Origin of the sequence: Streptomyces sp. NPDC004435, from assembly GCF_042873895.1 — a bacterium.
Taxonomy (GTDB): domain Bacteria; phylum Actinomycetota; class Actinomycetes; order Streptomycetales; family Streptomycetaceae; genus Streptomyces.
Map to the genome: position 1 here is coordinate 143,080 of NZ_JBIAMB010000005.1, position 15,218 is coordinate 158,297.

Sequence of the window (15,218 nt, forward strand, 5' to 3'; positions counted from 1 at the left end):
GGCGGACGCCGCCTCCCCGGCGCGACCGGCACCGAGGAGAAGGCCCGGCTGGTCGAGGCCTCGCCGCACTCGACGCCGGACCGCCGGCCGAGGCCCTGACCGAGGCCTCAGGCGAGCTTCTCCCGCAGATAGGCCCGCCAGCTCGCCGTGAACTCCTCCGGCGTCGTGTCCAGCACCTTCCGCAGGGCGCTCTCCACCGCCCCGTCCCGGCCCGGGTGGGCGCCCACCTCGCGGTAGAAGGCCGTCAGCCGCTCCTCGCCCCAGCGGTCGGCGATCATCGCGCAGGCCAGCCAGCCGGTCTCGTAGGCCCGGGCCAGCGCCTCGGCGTCGCCGGAGAAGGCGAAGTCACGGTCCTCGGGCAGGGCGGCGGGCACCTCCCCGGCCTTCACGGCCCGCCGGAGCTCGGGGGCGGCCTCGGCGGGGGTCCGGTCGCCGCCCCGGTAGGCGGCCCAGTCGGCGAAGCCCTCGGAGAGCCAGACCGGGGTGGACGGCGAGGTGTCGGCGCGGGTGGCGACGTGGACGGTCTCGTGGGTGAGGATCACCTCCCGGCCGAAGTCCCCGAGCACCCCGTACGCCTCGGGGTTGACGATCACCCGGTCCGCGGGGGACGTCGCCGTGCGCGCGGTCTCCCCGGTGGTGACGGCCGCTATACCCCGGTACTGGGAGCCGTCCACCGCGAGCAGCCCGCCCATGTCGTCGAGGGAGGCGGGGACGAGGACCAGCACCTTGCGGACCCACCCGGGGCCCCACACCTCGTCGACGGCGGGCACCGCGCGGTCGGCGAGGCGGGCGATCTCGGCCAGCCGGTCCCGGTCCTGGCCGACGCCGAGGACGAGCGAGCGGGCGCCCCGCACCGAGGCCACCTCGCCCTGCTCCCAGAGCCGCTCGGGGGCGCCGTCGGCGGGCCGCTCGGCCGTGACGTACCAGCGTCCGTCCCGCTCGGCGAAGTCCATGACCCGGCCGGCGTCGAGGGGGCCCCGGTCGAACCCCTCGATCCGGTGCCCGCGCTCGACGTGGGCGGTGAGCCGGCCCTCACCGGTCCGGTCGACGCCGGTGACGCGGTAGCTCCAGCCGGCCAGCGGGACCTCGGCGAGGCGGCGGAACTCGGTGCGCGCGGCGGACCGGTGGGCGGGGTCGGCGGCGGCCAGCCAGGCCGGCTCGTCACGGTCGAGCAGGGCCCGGGCGTGCCGGTCGAGCAGGGCCTGCACCTCCCGGAGGGCCGGGTCGGCGGGCCGGGCGGCGGTGGAGCAGCCGACGAGGGCGGCGAGGGCGAGGAGCAGGGCGAGCAGCGCTCCGCCCGGCCGTCGCGCGCCGCACCCCTGGTCCACCATCCCTCAGATGGTACGGAAGAGCTACGGGCACCCGCCTCCGGGCACCCGCCTCCGGGCGCCCGCCTCCGGGAGCCCGCGGAAGCCGCCGGGGCGGGCTCAGAGACGGGTCACCGTCACGTGGGACATCATGTTCACCGGGTCGTAGCGGACCCGGGCGCCCGGGTAGGGGGCGTGGATGACCTGCCCGTTCCCGGCGTAGATGCCGACGTGGCTGGCGTCGCCGCGGTACGTGACGATGTCACCGGGCTGCGCCTGGGAGAGTGGCACCTGCCGGCCCGCGTACCGCTGCGCGGACGAGGTCCGCGGGAGACTGATCCCGGCCTGCCGGTACGACCAGACCATGAGCCCCGAGCAGTCGAAGCCGGTGGGGCCGGTCGCGCCCCAGACGTAGGGCTTGCCGACGGCGCTGCGGGCGGCGAGCACCGCGGCCGCGCCCCGCGAGTCGGCCGGACCGAGGTCGGCGGCCGGCGGCAGCTCCTCACCGGGCCCCGCGGCGCGCCCGCCGGAGCGGGAGGCCCGCTCGTACGCGGCGCGCTCGGCGGCGGTGAGGGAGGCCAGGACCCGGCGCGCCTCGGCGAGCTTCCGCTCGACCGACCGCTTGTGGCGGGCGACCTCGGCACGGCTGCGCTCCAGCTCGCCCAGGGCGGTGCGGGCCTCGGTTCGCTCCTGGTCGAGCCGGCGGCGCTCCCGCTGCAGCTCGGTGAGGGCGGCCGTCTGCCGGGCGGTGGCCCGGTCGAGGGCGGAGGCCCGGTCGAGGTAGCTGTCCGGGTCGGAGGAGAGCAGCAGCACCAGGGCCGGGTCGAGGCCGCCGGAGCGGTACTGGGCGCCGGCGAGCGCGCCGAGCGCGCCCCGCATCCGGTTGATGCGCTCCTGGCCGCGGGCGAGGCTGTCCTGGGCCTGGCCGACCTTGCGGCGCAGGGCGTCGGCCTTCTCGTCCGCCTGGTTGTACCCCTCGGCGGCGCGCTCGGCCTCCTCGTAGAGCCGGTCGACCTTGGCGCGGGTGGCCGCGGTGCCGGCGCCCGGGTCGGCGCTCGCGGGGACGGCGCCGAGGGAGGCCGCCGCGGTGGCCGCGGCGGCTGCGGTCAGGACGGTGACCCGGGCGGGTCGGCGGTGGGAGGCCACGGCTCGCGCTCTTTCCGTTCGGCTCGTTGCGGACTGGCGCCGCAGACAGTAGCCGCTCCCCCGGTCGCGTCCAACGAAGGCACCGGGCACACAAAATGACGCCCCGCCGGAGATCACAAGGTCACCGGCGGGGCGTCAGGTCAGTACGGAGTGCGGCGAACCACCCGTTCGGGCGGCATGCCGGGCGGGTCAGCCGCCGATGCGGACGCCGAACTGGAACGTGCCCATGTAGTTCATCGACTCGTAGCGGACCGAGGCGCCCGGCTTCGGGGCGTGCAGGATCGTGTTGTTGCCCGCGTAGAGGCCGACGTGCGACAGGCCGTTGAAGAAGACCAGGTCGCCGGGCCGGAGCTGGCTGCGGCCGATCTTGGTGCCGTCGTTCTGCTGGGTGTAGGTGACCCGGGAGAGCCGGGCGCCGGCCTTGCCGTAGGCCCACTGCGTGAGGCCGGAGCAGTCGTAGGCGTACGGGCCCTCGGCACCGGACTGGTACGGCTTGCCCACCTGGGTGGCGGCGTTGGCGAGGGCGGCGGCGCCCAGGCCGCTGGCCGCGACCTCGTTGCCGAGGTCGAGGCGCTCGTTGGAGGCGCGGCTGGCGCGCTCGGCCTTCTCGGCCTTCTCCTGCTCCTGCTGCCGGATGCGGGCGCGCTCCTCGGCGGTGAGGGTGCCGAGCAGCTCGCGCGCCTCGGCGAGCTTGCCCTGGACCTTGCGCTTCTTCTCGCCGAGCGTCTTGCGGACCTCTTCGAGGTCGGCGAGCTTGGCGGTGGCCTCGGCGCGCTGCTGGGCGAGGGTGCGCTGCTTGTCCTGGATGGTGGCGAGGACGTCGGCCTGCTGGTCGGTGACCCGGCCGATGGCGGAAGCCTTCTCCAGGTAGTCGTCCGGGTTCGAGGAGAGGAAGAGCTGGAGCGCCGGGTCGATGCCGCCGGAGCGGTACTGGGCGCTGGCGACCGAACCGATCTGGTCCCGGAGGGTGTTCAGCTCCTGCTGACCACGTGCCACCCGGTCCTGGATCTGGCCGATCTCCTTCTGCAGCTTGCCGCGGCGCTCCTCGGCCAGGCTGTGCTGCTCCGTGGCCTCCTCGGCCTCGTGGTACAGGTCGTCGACCTTCGCCTTGACCTCGTCGATCTTCGGCTTGGGGGCCGCCTGGGCACCGGTCTGGGCGGAGAACGCGACGGCGGCGGCCGCGGTCGCGGTGAGCACGGTCACACGGGTGCGGCTCGGCTGCTTGGGTCGACGGTGGGACGCCACGAAGGCGAGCTCCTTCTTCCTCAGAGCCGCCGGCCGGTCAGGGGCAGGCGGTTCCTCCACGGATCGCCCTGATGGGTGATCAACCGCGCGAAGGTTCGAGCCCCGACCCTAGTGACCAAGTTGTGATCAGTTCAAATCCCGCTGGCAAAAATCTCGCCCACCCACCACTTTATTTACCAGCATCACACGGGCCGTGACCGGCACTTGACGGTGCGCCCTCCAGAAATCGGGCATAGAACCCAAGAGTTGCGAGCCGGGCGAGTCGTTACGAGAGGCGCGAAAGGCGCTTGAGGAGCAGAGCCGACGCCACCGGACGCGCACCGGCCTTGGCGACGCCGTCCGCCACCTCGCGGTCGGTGGAGACCACGACGACCGGCCGGCCCGGCGGCTCCGCCCTCACCAGCTGGCGGATCAGCTCGTCGGCCGTCACGCCGGGCTTGGAGAAGAGCACCCGCACCCCGCGCGGCGGCGCGAGGAGCACCGGCGCGGCCAGCTCCGCCCCGTCGAAGACGCAGGTGACCTCGGCGCCCGAACGGGCCGCGAGGGCAGAGAGCCCGCCCAGCAGCCGCAGCCGCTGCTTCTCCAGCGGCATCGTCGGGTAGCCGGTCTTGGTGACGTTGTAGCCGTCGACGACGAGATGGGCCTGCGGCAGCTCCAACAGCTGGTCCAGCAGCGCCGGATCCGTCTCCGACAGGGCGCGGGCGGCGATGTCCTTCGGGGACATCCGCCCCGGCTCCACCGCGTCCACGGTGTCCGCCGGGTGGATCGACGCGGGCGGCAGGGCGAGTTCGCGCCGCAGCCCCTGGGCCGCGTCGAGCACGGTGTCGAGGAGCAGCCGCAGCCGCATGTCCTCCACCGAGCGCCCCTCGCGGGCGGCGCGGCGGCTCGCCTCCAGAGCCGCCTCCACCTCGCCGAGCCGGGCCTTGAGCCGCCGTGACTCGCTCTCGGCGGCGGACACCTGGGCCGCCGCCTCGGAGCGCGCGGCCTCGATCTCGGCCTGGGCCCGGCGCAGCGCCGCCTCGCCGCGCTTCACGTCGCTCTGGGCCCCGCGCAGCTTGCGGTGAAGCGATTCGGCTTCCTTGCGGGCGGCCTCCATGTCGTGCCGGAGCTGTTCGGTCTCGCCCCGGGTCCGCTCGCGGGCGGCGGCCAGTTCCTCGCGCAGCCGTTCGACCTCGCGCCGGCCCGCCTCGTCGGCGCGTTCGGCGTCGGCCCGCTGGACCTCCTCGCCCGCGGCGGCCACCAGCTTGGCCCAGCCCGTGGGGCGGAGCACGTACGCCGCGGCGGCCACGTCGACGGGGTCCGCGGCGGCGGGCGGGGTACCGGTCTCGACGGCCGCGGCCAGCTCCGGCTGGGCCTGCTTGAACCGTTCGCCGATCCGCTGCCGGAAGAGCGGGTCGCCGTCCAGGGCGGCGGCCATCGCGTTGCCGGCGAACTTGGCGCGCCGGCTGGCGGTGAAGCGGGCGTACTGGCGCAGGGGGGCGGGCAGCTCGGCGACGGTGAGGCCGCCGAAGGCGTCGGCGACCAGCGCGATCACCCGCCGCCGTACCCCCTCCGGCAGGGGATGGTCGAGCGTCTCGGCAGCGTCACCTGCCGCGCCGGCCGGTTCGTCACCGTGCGCGGGCTGCTCCACGATCCGTCACCCCTACTGTCGTCGGCGCCGTCCGTCAGGACTCGACGCCCGGCTTGTCCACCAGTTCGATCTGGTCCACCGCGTTGCACCAGCGGCAGCGGACCGACTCGATGGTCTCACTGAGCACCTCGCGCTCCTCGACCTTGGGCTCACCGGCCAGGTCCAGATGGACGTACTCCACGACCTTGGAGGAGCGCGTCACGTCGAAGCGGGTCAGATTGCCGCAGAGGGTGCAGCGCCAGCGGGTCTCGGCGGTCGGCAGGGGAACCGTCGTCATCGTTGCCGTCCTTCTTCCTGTCGTGGTGGAACCAGGTGCGGGAGCCGCGGTGCGCCGTCGGACTGCGGTGCTCGATCCCGTAACCCTACGGCCTCACCGGAGGGCGCCCGGCCCGGCGAGGCGCTCTGTCCACTTCGTCCCTTCTGGGCCATGATCTGTCCATGATCGACTGGCGAGCCACGGCCCTGGGCGCGTACCGGGGCGTCCGTACCGGCCCCGCGGTGACCTACGGGCTGATCGCCGCCTGCTGCCTCCTCTTCATTGTCAGCCCGGTCTCCGGACTCAACCCGGCGCACGGGACCGGGGACGAGGTGCTCGCGGCGCAGAGCGCGTACTTCCGGCGGTGGGGCGTGGTGCCGGCCGAGCTGACGCGGGGGGACCCGGGCGCGCTCCTCACCCCCTTCACCGCCCTCTTCGTGCACGGCGGCTGGCTCCACCTGCTCGGCAACATGCTCTTCCTCTGGGTCTTCGGGGCGATGGCCGAGGAACGGATGGGGCACGTCGAGTTCGCCCTCTTCTACCTGGGCACCGGCTACATCGCCCTGTCGGGCTACGCGATCGCGCACGCCGACAGCGAGCAGACGCTGGTCGGGGCCTCGGGGGCGATCTCCGCGGTGCTCGGGGCCTTCCTCTTCCTCTTCCCCCGCTCCCGGGTGACCAGCCTCTTCCCCTTCCTCTTCTTCCTGCCGCTGCGCTTCCCGGCCTGGGCGGTGCTCGTCTTCTGGTTCACGCTCCAGTGGCTGGCCGCGCGGGCGGCGGGCGCGGGCCCGGGGGTCGCCTATCTGGCCCACGTCGTGGGCTTCGCGGCCGGCTTCCTCTACGCATGGGTGCGCTTCCGGGGTGGGGATAGAGTGAAAACCCCAGCAGCGGCGACCGAGGGAGACAGCCAGCCGTGATCACCGCGATCGTCCTCATCAAGACCAGCGTGGACCGCATCCCCGAGATCGCGGAGTCGATCGCCGCGCTCGAGAACGTCAGCGAGGTCTTCTCGGTGACCGGTACGTACGACCTCATCGCGATGGTCCGGGTGCCGCGCCACGACGACCTGGCCGAGGTCATCCCCGGCCGGATCAGCAAGATCCCGGGCGTCGAGGGCACCGACACGCACGTCGCCTTCCGCACCTACTCGCAGCACGACCTGGAGGCGGCCTTCGCCATCGGCCTGGAGTCCTGATCCAGGACGACGTGCCGCCGCGACGCCCGGATGAAGGAATCCTCATCCGGGCTTCATCCAGGGGCGCGCCTTCCCGCCCCACCCTGGCGCCATGTCCTTCACCCCTGGAGGCGGCCTTCGCCATCGGCCTGGAGTCCTGATCCAGGACGACGTGCCGCCGCGACGCCCGGATGAAGGAATCCTCATCCGGGCTTCATCCAGGGGCGCGCCTTCCCGCCCCACCCTGGCGCCATGTCCTTCACCCACCGCATGGCCGGACTCGTCGCCGTGGTCGCCGTCCCGCTCGGCATCGCCGCGACCAGCTACGCGCTGACCGACGAACCGGCGGCGCCGCGGGTCCCGCCCGCCGTGCACCTCTCCACCACGCCGCCCCCCAGCGGGTCCGCCACGCCGCCGCCCACCGGCACCGCGCCGACGGCCCCCACCTCCCCACCGACGCCGTCGTCGCCGTCGCCGTCGGCCTCGTCGGCCGGCTCGACGCCGCCGCCCTCCGACTCCGTCGTGCCCGGACCCTCCACCACGGGCGACGACGACGATGACGATCACGAGTGAAGCGCACCGAACACCGTCTCTCCGCCCGCGTCCGCATCCTGCTGTGGCTGCTGCTCGTCATGGCGGTCGCGCTGGCCGCGGTCGCCGTGGTCACCCGCACCCTGCTGCTGCGGGACGCCGACCACCGCATCAACCAGCTGCTCACCCAGGAGACCGGGGAGTTCGCCACCTTCGTGACCCAGGGCGTCGACCCGGAGACCGGCCGGAGCTTCACCGATCCCGAGGCGCTGCTGCGGGTCTTCCTCCACCGCCAGTACTCCGACCCGGACGAGGAACTCCTCGGCCTGGTCGGCACCGGCGGACCCGGCCCGATGGTCGTGCGGCAGTCCCGTGAGATACCGAGCGCCCTCCCGCTCCACCTCGACCGTCCCGCGCTCGACGCCATCGCCGCCGCCCCCGAGCCCTCGGGCCGCATCGAGCGGAAGCAGGGCGAGGTGCGGTGGGCGAAGGTGCCGATCGAGACCGGCGGTCCGCCGTCGGCCTTCGTCGTCGCCTTCCACGCCGACCGGCAGCAGGCCATCGCCGACGAGGCGTTCCGCATCCTGCTCGCCATATCCGGGGTGGCGCTGCTGCTGACCACCGGCATCGGCTGGGTGGTCGCGGGCCGCATCCTCGCCCCCGTACGGGTGGTGCGGACGACCGCCGCGGAGCTGACCGAGCGGGACCTCACCCAGCGGATCCCGGTGCAGGGCAAGGACGACATCGCCGCGCTCGCCGAGACCTTCAACGCGATGCTCGACCGGCTGGAGCGGGCCTTCGCGGGCCAGCGGCAGTTCGTGGACGACGCCGGGCACGAGCTGCGGACCCCGATCACCATCGTCCGCGGCCATCTGGAGCTGATGGGCGACGACCCGGCCGAGCGGGCCGAGACCGTCCGCCTCGTCACCGACGAGCTGGACCGGATGAGCCGGATCGTGGAGGACCTGCTGCTGCTCGCCAAGGCCGAACGGCCCGACTTCGTGCGGACCGAGCCGGTGCAGCTGGCCGAGCTGACCGCCGACGTCTTCGTGAAGGCCCGGACGCTGGGCGACCGCGACTGGGTGCTCGACGGGGTGGCCGACCGGGAGGCGTCGCTCGACGCCCAGCGGATCACCCAGGCGATGGTGCAGCTGGCGCAGAACGCGGTCCAGCACACCGTGCCGGGCACGCGGATCGCGATCGGCTCGCGGACCGGGGGCGGGCGGATCGAGCTGTACGTGGCGGACCGGGGCCCGGGCGTGCAGGAGGCGGACGCCGCCGTGATCTTCGAGCGGTTCCGGCGGGGCACCGCCCGGCGCGGGGCACGCACCAGCGGCGCCGGGCTCGGGCTGGCCATCGTCCGGGCGATCGCCGAGGGGCACCGGGGCGGCTCCGTCGAGCTGCGGCCGACCGAGGGCGGCGGCGCCACTTTCGTACTTGTCTTCGAGGAGTGAATCCTCGGTCTGTCAGAGGAGAGACCATGAACCGCGTCCTGATCGCCGAGGACGAGGAGCGCATCGCCTCCTTCGTGGAGAAGGGCCTCCGCGCGAACGGCTTCACCACCTCCGTCGCCGCCGACGGCGACACCGCGCTCGCCTGGGCGCTCACCGGAGGCTTCGACCTGATGGTGCTGGACATCGGGCTGCCCGGCCGGGACGGCTTCACCGTCCTGCGGGAGCTGCGCGAGGCCCGGGTGACCCTGCCCGTCCTCGTCCTGACCGCCCGTGACTCGGTCCGGGACACCGTGGCCGGCCTGGAGGGCGGCGCCGACGACTGGATGACCAAGCCCTTCCGCTTCGAGGAGCTGTTGGCCCGGATCCGGCTGCGGCTGCGGACCGCCGCCCGCGCCCCCGAGGTGACCGTGCTCCGCAGCGGCGACCTCGGCCTGGACCTGCGCACCCGGCGGGCCCGCTCCGGAGACCGGACGGTGGACCTGACCGCCCGTGAGTTCGTGCTCCTGGAACTCTTCCTGCGCCACCCGGGGCAGGTGCTCTCCCGGGAGCAGATCCTCTCCCACGTGTGGGGGTACGACTTCGACCCCGGCTCCAACATCGTGGACGTCTACGTCCGCGCGCTGCGGAAGAAGCTGGGCGCGCAGCGGCTCGAGACGGTCCGGGGGATGGGGTACCGGATGCCGTGACGCTCCCGGCCGGGGACGTGTGGCGGGGCACGTGCCGACGGGGGTGCCGGGGTGCGTGGCCGCGCGTGCCGGGTGCGTGACCGGACCCGGCCGGAGGGCGTGGCGGCGCGTGTGCCGGGGTGCGTGACCTGACCCGGCCGGAAGGCGTGGCCGCGTGCGCCGGGGTGCGTGACCGGGTGCGTGAACCTTCCTTCATGGAGGGCTCATCGAGGGCTCACCGGCCGCCCCGAGGGTGGATCACGTGAACCTCTCCCTCCGACAGACGGTGTGGCTCTGCCTCGCGCTCAGCGCCTGCGCGGTGCTCGCCGTCCCCGGCACCGCCCCCGGCCTGGGCGGCGAGGCCCGGCTGACCCTGGCCGTGTTCGCCCTCGCGACCTGCGCCTGGATCGCCGCCCCCGTCGACGACACCTACATCGCGCTGGGCGCCGGGCTCGCCCTGACCGTCACCGGGGTGCTCAGCGCCGACACCCTCTTCGCCACCCTCGGTGACGCCACCGTCTGGCTGCTGATCTGCGCCTTCGTCCTCGCGGCCGCGGTGACCCGGACCGGGCTCGCGGGCCGCGCGGCCGCCTTCCTCGTCACCGGGGCCCGGTCCGTGCGCCAGCTGGTCCACCTCACCACCGCCGCACTGGTCGTCACCGCCTTCGCCGTCCCCGCGACCTCGGGGCGGGCCGCGCTGGCCCTGCCGGTCTTCCTCGCCCTCGCCCGCTCCCTCGCCGAGCGGCGCCGGCTCGTGGTGATGCTGGCCCTGCTCTTCCCCACCGTCATCCTGCTGTCGGCCGTCGCCACCCTGATCGGCGCCGGCGCCCACCTCATCACCGTCGGGGTGCTCCTGGAGCAGACCGGCGAGTCCATCGGCTTCGCCCGCTGGCTGGTCCTCGGCCTGCCGCTCGCGGTGGTCTCCTCCCATCTCGCGGCGGAGGCGGTGCTGCTCACCTCCACCCGGCGCGAGGACCGGCGCGGCCCCGTACGGATCACCCTCGGCGCGCTCCAGGAGCACTCCGCCACCCCGGTGTCGGGCCCGCTCTCCCCGCCCGAGCAGCGCTGCCTGCTGCTGCTGTGCACGGTCGTCGTGCTGTGGTGCGCCGAACCGCTGCACGGGGTCTCGCCCGCCGTCGTCGCGCTGATCGGCGCGGTGGTGGCCTCCTCCCCCGCGCTCGGCACCGTCCGGATGAAGGACGGGCTGCGGTCGGTGCCCTGGCCGATGCTGCTCTTCATGGCGGCGACCACCGCGATGGGCGTCGCCCTGGTCGACTCCGGCGCGGCCGGCTGGCTGGTCGGCGGGATGCCGGGCGGGGTCCCCCCGTGGGCCTTCCTCACCGTGGTCGTCGTCGTGAGCACCGCCGCCCATCTGGTGCTCCAGTCCCGCTCGGCCCGCTCCTCGGTCCTGGTGCCGCTGGTCGTGGCCGCGGCGGTCGGCGCCGGGGTCGACCCGGTGGCCGCGGCGCTCGCCTCCACCGCCGCGGCGGGCTTCTGCCACACGCTGCCGGCCTCCGCGAAGCCGGTCGCCCTCTTCGCCGAACCCCCGGACGGCGTCCCCACCTTCACCCCGCGCGACCTGCTGCGGCTCTCCGCCGTGCTCGCCCCGCTCAGCGCCGTCCTGGTGCTGCTCTTCGCCCTGTTCGTCTGGCCGCTGCTCGGCGTGCCCGTCCTTCTGGAGTCCCAGCCGTGAGCCTTCACATCGCCGTCGCCCCCAGCGGTTTCAAGGAGTCCCTCTCCGCCCCCGAGGCCGCCGAGGCCATCGCCGAGGGGTTGCGCCGGGTCCGCCCGGACGCCGTCGTCGACCTGATCCCGCTGGTCGACGGCGGCGAGGGCACCGCGCGGGCGCTGGCGGCCGCGACCGGGGGCAGGCTGCTGCCCCGGATCGCGACCGGCCCCGTCGGCGCCCCGGTCCGCACCCACTTCGCGCTTCTCGACCACTCCTCCGCGGTGGTCGAGATGGCGGCCGTCGCGGGCCTGTCCCTGGTGCCGGCCGACCGCCGCGACCCGGGGTCCACCACCACCTACGGGGTGGGCGAACTGGTCCGGGCGGCACTGGACGCCGGCGCCCGCCGCATCCTCGTCGGCTGTGGCGACTCCGGCACCTCGGACGGCGGAGCGGGTGCGCTCCAGGCCCTCGGCGCCCGGCTCCTGGACTCCGAGGGAGTCGAACTCCCCTCCGGGGGTGCCGCGTTGACCCGGCTGGACCGGATCGACCCGGCCGGGCTCGACCCGCGGCTGGCCGGCACCGAACTGCTCGTGGCCTGCAATCCGTACAACGTGCTCTGCGGCGAGCGGGGCGTGGCCCGGGTCTTCGGCCCGCAGAAGGGCGCGGGTCCGGAGCGGGTCGAGGAGCTGGCGGCGGCCCTGGACCGCTGGGCCGCCCTGCTCGTACGGGACCTCGGCGCGCCCGCCGGACTCGCCACGGCCCCGGGGTCCGGGGCCTCGGGCGGGCTCGGCGCCGGACTCGCCGCGCTCGGCGCCCGGCTGCTCCCCCGCTTCGAGGTGCTGCTCGACCACGTCGACCTGGACGCCCGGCTGGCCCGCGCCGATCTGGTGATCACCGCGGAGGGCGCGCTGGACGGGCAGACCGTGCGGGGCAAGGTCCCGGCCGAGGTGGCGCGCCGGGCCAAGGCCCACGGGGTGCCGGTCCTGGCGCTGGCCGGGACGCTCGGGCAGGGCGCCCACGAGGTGCGGGCGGTCGGGGTCGACGCCTACGGTTCGATCCTGCCCGCGCCGGTGGCGCTGCCCGAAGCACTCGACCGGGGCGGCGAGTTCCTGGCGGACGCGGCCGAGCGGGCGCTGCGGATGGTGCTGGTCGGCACCCGGCTCGCGGCCTGAACCCCGGCGCTCAGCCGCGGTCGGGCACGCAGCGGCCGTCCTCGGTGCGGTACTTCCACTGGGCGCCGTCGCGGACGAGCTCCTTCACGGCGCCGACGAACCGCTCGACGTGCTCGTCCGGCGTGCCGGCGCCGAAGCTGACGCGGATCGCGTTGAGGGACCGCTCGCCGGGGGCGGCCGGCTCCGGGGCGCCGCACTCGCCCGGGTCCTGGGCGTCGGAGCCGAGCAGGGTGCGGACGAGCGGGTGGGCGCAGAAGAGGCCGTCGCGGACGCCGATGCCGTACTCGGCGGAGAGGGCGGCGGCGAAGTGGGAGCTGTTCCAGCCGTCGACGACGAAGGAGATGACGCCGACCCGGGGGGCGTCGTCGCCGAAGAGGGAGAGAACGCGGACCTCGGGGACCTCGGCGAGGCCGGAGCGGACGGTGTCGATGAGGTGCCGCTCGCGGGCGACCAGGGTGTCGAAGCCGGCCTCGGTCAGCGCCTTGCAGGCGGAGGCGATGGAGTAGACGCCGATGACGTTCGGGGAGCCGGCCTCGTGGCGGGCCGCGGTGGTGTGCCACTCGACGTCCACGCCGCCGTCGGCGCGGCGGGCCACGGTGCGGGAGGCGCCGCCGCCGGCCAGGTACGGCTCGGCGGCCCGGAGCCAGTCGGCACGTCCGGCGAGGACGCCGGAGCCGAAGGGCGCGTAGAGCTTGTGCCCGGAGAAGGCGACCCAGTCCACGTCCAGTTCGCGCACGGAGACCGGGTGGTGCGGGGCGAGCTGGGCGGCGTCGAGGACGATCCGGGCGCCGTGCGCGTGGGCGGCGGCGGCCAGTTCGCGGACCGGCCACAGCTCGCCGGTCACGTTGGACGCGCCGGTGACGCAGACGAGGGCGGGACCGTAAGGGTCCCGGTCGGCGAGGGCGCGCTCCAGGGTCTCGACGGCCTGCCCGGGCGTGCGGGGGGCGTTGAGGTAGGTGACCTGGGCGTCGCGCCAGGGCAGCAGGGAGGCGTGGTGCTCGGTCTCGAAGACGAAGACCTGGCAGTCGGCGGGGACCACCTGGGCGAGGAGGTTGAGCGAGTCGGTGGTGGAGCGGGTGAAGACGACCTGGTCGTCCTCGCGGCAGTCGAGGAACTCGGCGACGGTGACGCGGCTCTGCTCGAAGAGGTCGGTGGAGAGCTGGGAGAGGTAGCCGGCGCCGCGGTGGACGCTGCCGTAGTACGGGGCGTAGGCGGCGACGTCGTCCCAGACCCGCTGGAGGGCGGGGGCGCTGGCGGCGTAGTCGAGGGCCGCGTAGGTCACCTCGCCGCCGGTGACGAGCGGGACGGTGACGTCGCGGCCGAGGACGGCCAGCGGGGCGGTGCAGCAGGCGTCGGCGGAGTCGGCGGCGGTGACGTCGGAGGTGGTGACGGCGGCGTTCGGGCGTGCGGACATGGCGGTATCTCCCGGCAGGACAAGGCGAGTGGCGTGAAGGACCCGCGGGCGGCGTCGCCAGGACGCCCGCCGTGTACGGGTGTTGACCTCGACGCGCGGCGAGAAGGGTGCCGTGCGGAGGTGGGAGGAAGGGGCCGGAGGCCCTAACGCATTCGCTTGCTCACGAGACCGCTCCCTCGAGGACCAGGACCCCAGGGATGGCGCAGGGGTCCGCGCTTGCCGAGGACCTTGCTGTCCACGGCCTGGTCTTCACCCGGGGCACCCCGCCACGGACGGAGGGTTGCCGGACAGCCAGCCGGGGCTTGAGGGCTGTCGCTCATGACCTGTTGCCGAACGTATGCCACCGCTCGCGGTCCGCGCAACCCCGTCCGTATTTCGGAACGGGTGTCTCGCGGACCGCGCGGCGGGGCCGTCACGCGTTGCTGGCGGTGATCCAGCGGTCGAGGGCCGTGCGGGCGGCGCCAGAGTCGATGGACTCGGCGGCCCGTGCCATGCCGGCCCGCAGCTGCTCCGCGAGGGTGCCCTCGCCGGGCTCCAGCGCGGTGAGCGCCGCCGCCGCGTTGAGCAGCACCGCGTCCCGTACCGGCCCGGTCTCGCCGGCGAGGAGGCGGCGGGCGACGTCGGCGTTGTACGAGGCGTCGGCGCCGCGCAGGGCCTCCAGGGGCGCGTAGTCGAGGCCGACGTCCTTCGGGTCGAAGACCTCCTCGCGCACCGAGCCGTCCCGGACCACCCAGACCCGGGAGGTGCCGGTGATGGTCAGCTCGTCGAGGCCGTCGTCGCCGCGGAAGACCAGCGCCGAGTTGCCGCGCTCGGCGAAGACGCCGGCGACGATCGGCGCCATCCGGGGGTCGGCGACGCCGACGGCCTGGGCCTTGACCCGGGCCGGGTTGGTGAGCGGGCCGAGCACGTTGAAGGTGGTGCGGATGCCGAGCTGGCCGCGGGCGGCGGCGACGTGCCGCAGCGAGGGGTGGAAGCGCACCGCGAAGCAGATGGTGATGCCGGCTTCCTCGGCGACCTCGGCGACCCGCTGCGGGGTGAGGCCGAGGTTGATGCCGAGCTTCTCCAGGACGTCGGAGGAGCCGGAGGCGGAGGACGCGGCCCGGTTGCCGTGCTTGACGACCTTGGTGCCGGTGCCGGCGACGACGATGGAGGCCATCGTGGAGATGTTGACGGTCTTGGCGCCGTCGCCGCCGGTGCCGACGATGTCGACGGCCGGTCCCGCCACCTCGATGGTGTTGGCGTGCGCGTACATGGTCCGGACGAGTCCGCTGATCTCCTCGACGGTCTCGCCCTTGGCCCGGAGCGCCACCATGAAGCCGGCGATCTGGGCGTCGGTCGCCTCGCCGCTCATGATGAGGTCCATCGCCCAGGCGGTGTCGTCGGCGGAGAGGTCCTTCCCCTCCAGGAGGCCGTTCAGGAGGACGGGCCAGGAGCGGCCCGCCGTGGTCGGTCCTCCAGCGGGGGTCACAGCGCTCATGGCAGCTCCTGATGATCGTGCGTCGGATACGGGGTCCAGCCTATCGATCCACGGGTACGGCAAAGAGCCCCGTCCATC

The 15,218-nt window shown here is 74.5% G+C and carries 13 protein-coding genes, 1 pseudogene and 1 riboswitch; of the genes and pseudogenes, 7 read left to right on the forward strand and 7 right to left on the reverse strand.

The genetic code is table 11. The features are described from left to right. Positions 1–107 precede the first annotated feature (107 nt). The 5 genes from ACFYT9_RS10735 to ACFYT9_RS10755 all read right to left on the reverse strand — a co-directional run bounded on the left by ACFYT9_RS10735 (position 108) and on the right by ACFYT9_RS10755 (position 5,605). The gene (locus ACFYT9_RS10735; protein ID WP_389162223.1) at positions 108–1,331 is read right to left on the reverse strand and encodes a hypothetical protein; all 1,224 of its coding nucleotides are present in this window, start codon (positions 1,329–1,331) and stop codon (positions 108–110) included. Between the two features lie 96 nt (positions 1,332–1,427). Next, entirely contained in the window at positions 1,428–2,453 is a 1,026-nt protein-coding gene (locus tag ACFYT9_RS10740; protein ID WP_376596789.1) for an NlpC/P60 family protein, read from the reverse strand. 189 nt (positions 2,454–2,642) lie between these two features. Beyond that, positions 2,643–3,698 carry an NlpC/P60 family protein gene (locus ACFYT9_RS10745; RefSeq protein ID WP_376596787.1) on the reverse strand — a complete coding sequence of 352 codons (1,056 nt, stop codon included), beginning with the start codon at positions 3,696–3,698 and terminating at the stop codon, positions 2,643–2,645. 265 nt (positions 3,699–3,963) lie between these two features. After that, positions 3,964–5,328, reverse strand: coding sequence for an NYN domain-containing protein (locus ACFYT9_RS10750; RefSeq protein WP_376596785.1), 1,365 nt, complete (start codon positions 5,326–5,328; stop codon positions 3,964–3,966). Positions 5,329–5,362: 34 nt separating this feature from the next. Next, complete coding sequence (locus ACFYT9_RS10755; protein ID WP_376596783.1) at positions 5,363–5,605, reverse strand: hypothetical protein; 243 nt, start codon at positions 5,603–5,605, stop codon at positions 5,363–5,365. A gap of 161 nt (positions 5,606–5,766) precedes the next feature. On the opposite strand from ACFYT9_RS10755, the gene ACFYT9_RS10760 reads away from it, so the two are divergent. The 7 genes and pseudogenes from ACFYT9_RS10760 to ACFYT9_RS10790 form a co-directional block, all read left to right on the forward strand. Beyond that, the gene (locus tag ACFYT9_RS10760) at positions 5,767–6,501 is read left to right on the forward strand and encodes a rhomboid family intramembrane serine protease (RefSeq protein ID WP_387274166.1); all 735 of its coding nucleotides are present in this window, start codon (positions 5,767–5,769) and stop codon (positions 6,499–6,501) included. After that, positions 6,498–6,779 (forward strand): Lrp/AsnC family transcriptional regulator, encoded by a 282-nt coding sequence (locus ACFYT9_RS10765; RefSeq protein WP_376596779.1) that lies wholly within the window; start codon positions 6,498–6,500, stop codon positions 6,777–6,779. Before ACFYT9_RS10760 ends, ACFYT9_RS10765 begins: the two co-directional genes overlap by 4 nt. Positions 6,780–7,010: 231 nt before the next feature. Further along, positions 7,011–7,331 (forward strand): small hydrophilic protein, encoded by a 321-nt coding sequence (locus ACFYT9_RS10770; protein ID WP_389162227.1) that lies wholly within the window; start codon positions 7,011–7,013, stop codon positions 7,329–7,331. Positions 7,332–7,390: 59 nt separating this feature from the next. Next, a complete protein-coding gene (locus tag ACFYT9_RS10775; RefSeq protein WP_376596792.1) occupies positions 7,391–8,743 on the forward strand; it encodes a sensor histidine kinase in 1,353 nt (450 codons plus the stop codon). Positions 8,744–8,769: 26 nt separating this feature from the next. Continuing rightward, positions 8,770–9,429, forward strand: a complete 660-nt coding sequence (locus tag ACFYT9_RS10780; RefSeq protein WP_376596775.1) for a response regulator transcription factor — start codon at positions 8,770–8,772, stop codon at positions 9,427–9,429. A 241-nt stretch (positions 9,430–9,670) separates the two neighbouring features. After that, positions 9,671–11,101, forward strand: coding sequence for an SLC13 family permease (locus tag ACFYT9_RS10785; RefSeq protein WP_389162229.1), 1,431 nt, complete (start codon positions 9,671–9,673; stop codon positions 11,099–11,101). Further along, positions 11,056–12,299 (forward strand): annotated as a pseudogene (locus ACFYT9_RS10790) (glycerate kinase); the annotation flags it as partial. The gene ACFYT9_RS10785 and the pseudogene ACFYT9_RS10790, both read left to right, overlap by 46 nt. Here the strand turns inward: ACFYT9_RS10790 and ACFYT9_RS10795 are convergent. Beyond that, positions 12,260–13,663 (reverse strand): aminotransferase class V-fold PLP-dependent enzyme, encoded by a 1,404-nt coding sequence (locus tag ACFYT9_RS10795; RefSeq protein WP_389162231.1) that lies wholly within the window; start codon positions 13,661–13,663, stop codon positions 12,260–12,262. The pseudogene ACFYT9_RS10790 and the gene ACFYT9_RS10795 overlap by 40 nt on opposite strands. Before the next feature lie 207 nt (positions 13,664–13,870). Beyond that, a riboswitch (SAM riboswitch) is annotated at positions 13,871–13,987 on the reverse strand. Positions 13,988–14,075: 88 nt separating this feature from the next. Further along, positions 14,076–15,140, reverse strand: a complete 1,065-nt coding sequence (gene trpD / locus ACFYT9_RS10800) for an anthranilate phosphoribosyltransferase (protein WP_387274172.1) — start codon at positions 15,138–15,140, stop codon at positions 14,076–14,078. Positions 15,141–15,218 lie beyond the last annotated feature (78 nt).

What these genes read in the sequence shown, in the direction of transcription:
- ACFYT9_RS10735 (WP_389162223.1), bottom strand. Translation starts at nt 1,331, where the DNA reads ATGGTGGACCAGGGGTGCGGCGCGCGACGGCCGGGCGGAGCGCTGCTC.
- ACFYT9_RS10755 (WP_376596783.1), bottom strand. Translation starts at nt 5,605, where the DNA reads ATGACGACGGTTCCCCTGCCGACCGCCGAGACCCGCTGGCGCTGCACC.
- ACFYT9_RS10760 (WP_387274166.1), top strand. Translation starts at nt 5,767, where the DNA reads ATGATCGACTGGCGAGCCACGGCCCTGGGCGCGTACCGGGGCGTCCGT.
- ACFYT9_RS10770 (WP_389162227.1), top strand. Translation starts at nt 7,011, where the DNA reads ATGTCCTTCACCCACCGCATGGCCGGACTCGTCGCCGTGGTCGCCGTC.
- ACFYT9_RS10775 (WP_376596792.1), top strand. Translation starts at nt 7,391, where the DNA reads ATGGCGGTCGCGCTGGCCGCGGTCGCCGTGGTCACCCGCACCCTGCTG.
- ACFYT9_RS10780 (WP_376596775.1), top strand. Translation starts at nt 8,770, where the DNA reads ATGAACCGCGTCCTGATCGCCGAGGACGAGGAGCGCATCGCCTCCTTC.
- ACFYT9_RS10795 (WP_389162231.1), bottom strand. Translation starts at nt 13,663, where the DNA reads ATGTCCGCACGCCCGAACGCCGCCGTCACCACCTCCGACGTCACCGCC.
- trpD (WP_387274172.1), bottom strand. Translation starts at nt 15,140, where the DNA reads ATGAGCGCTGTGACCCCCGCTGGAGGACCGACCACGGCGGGCCGCTCC.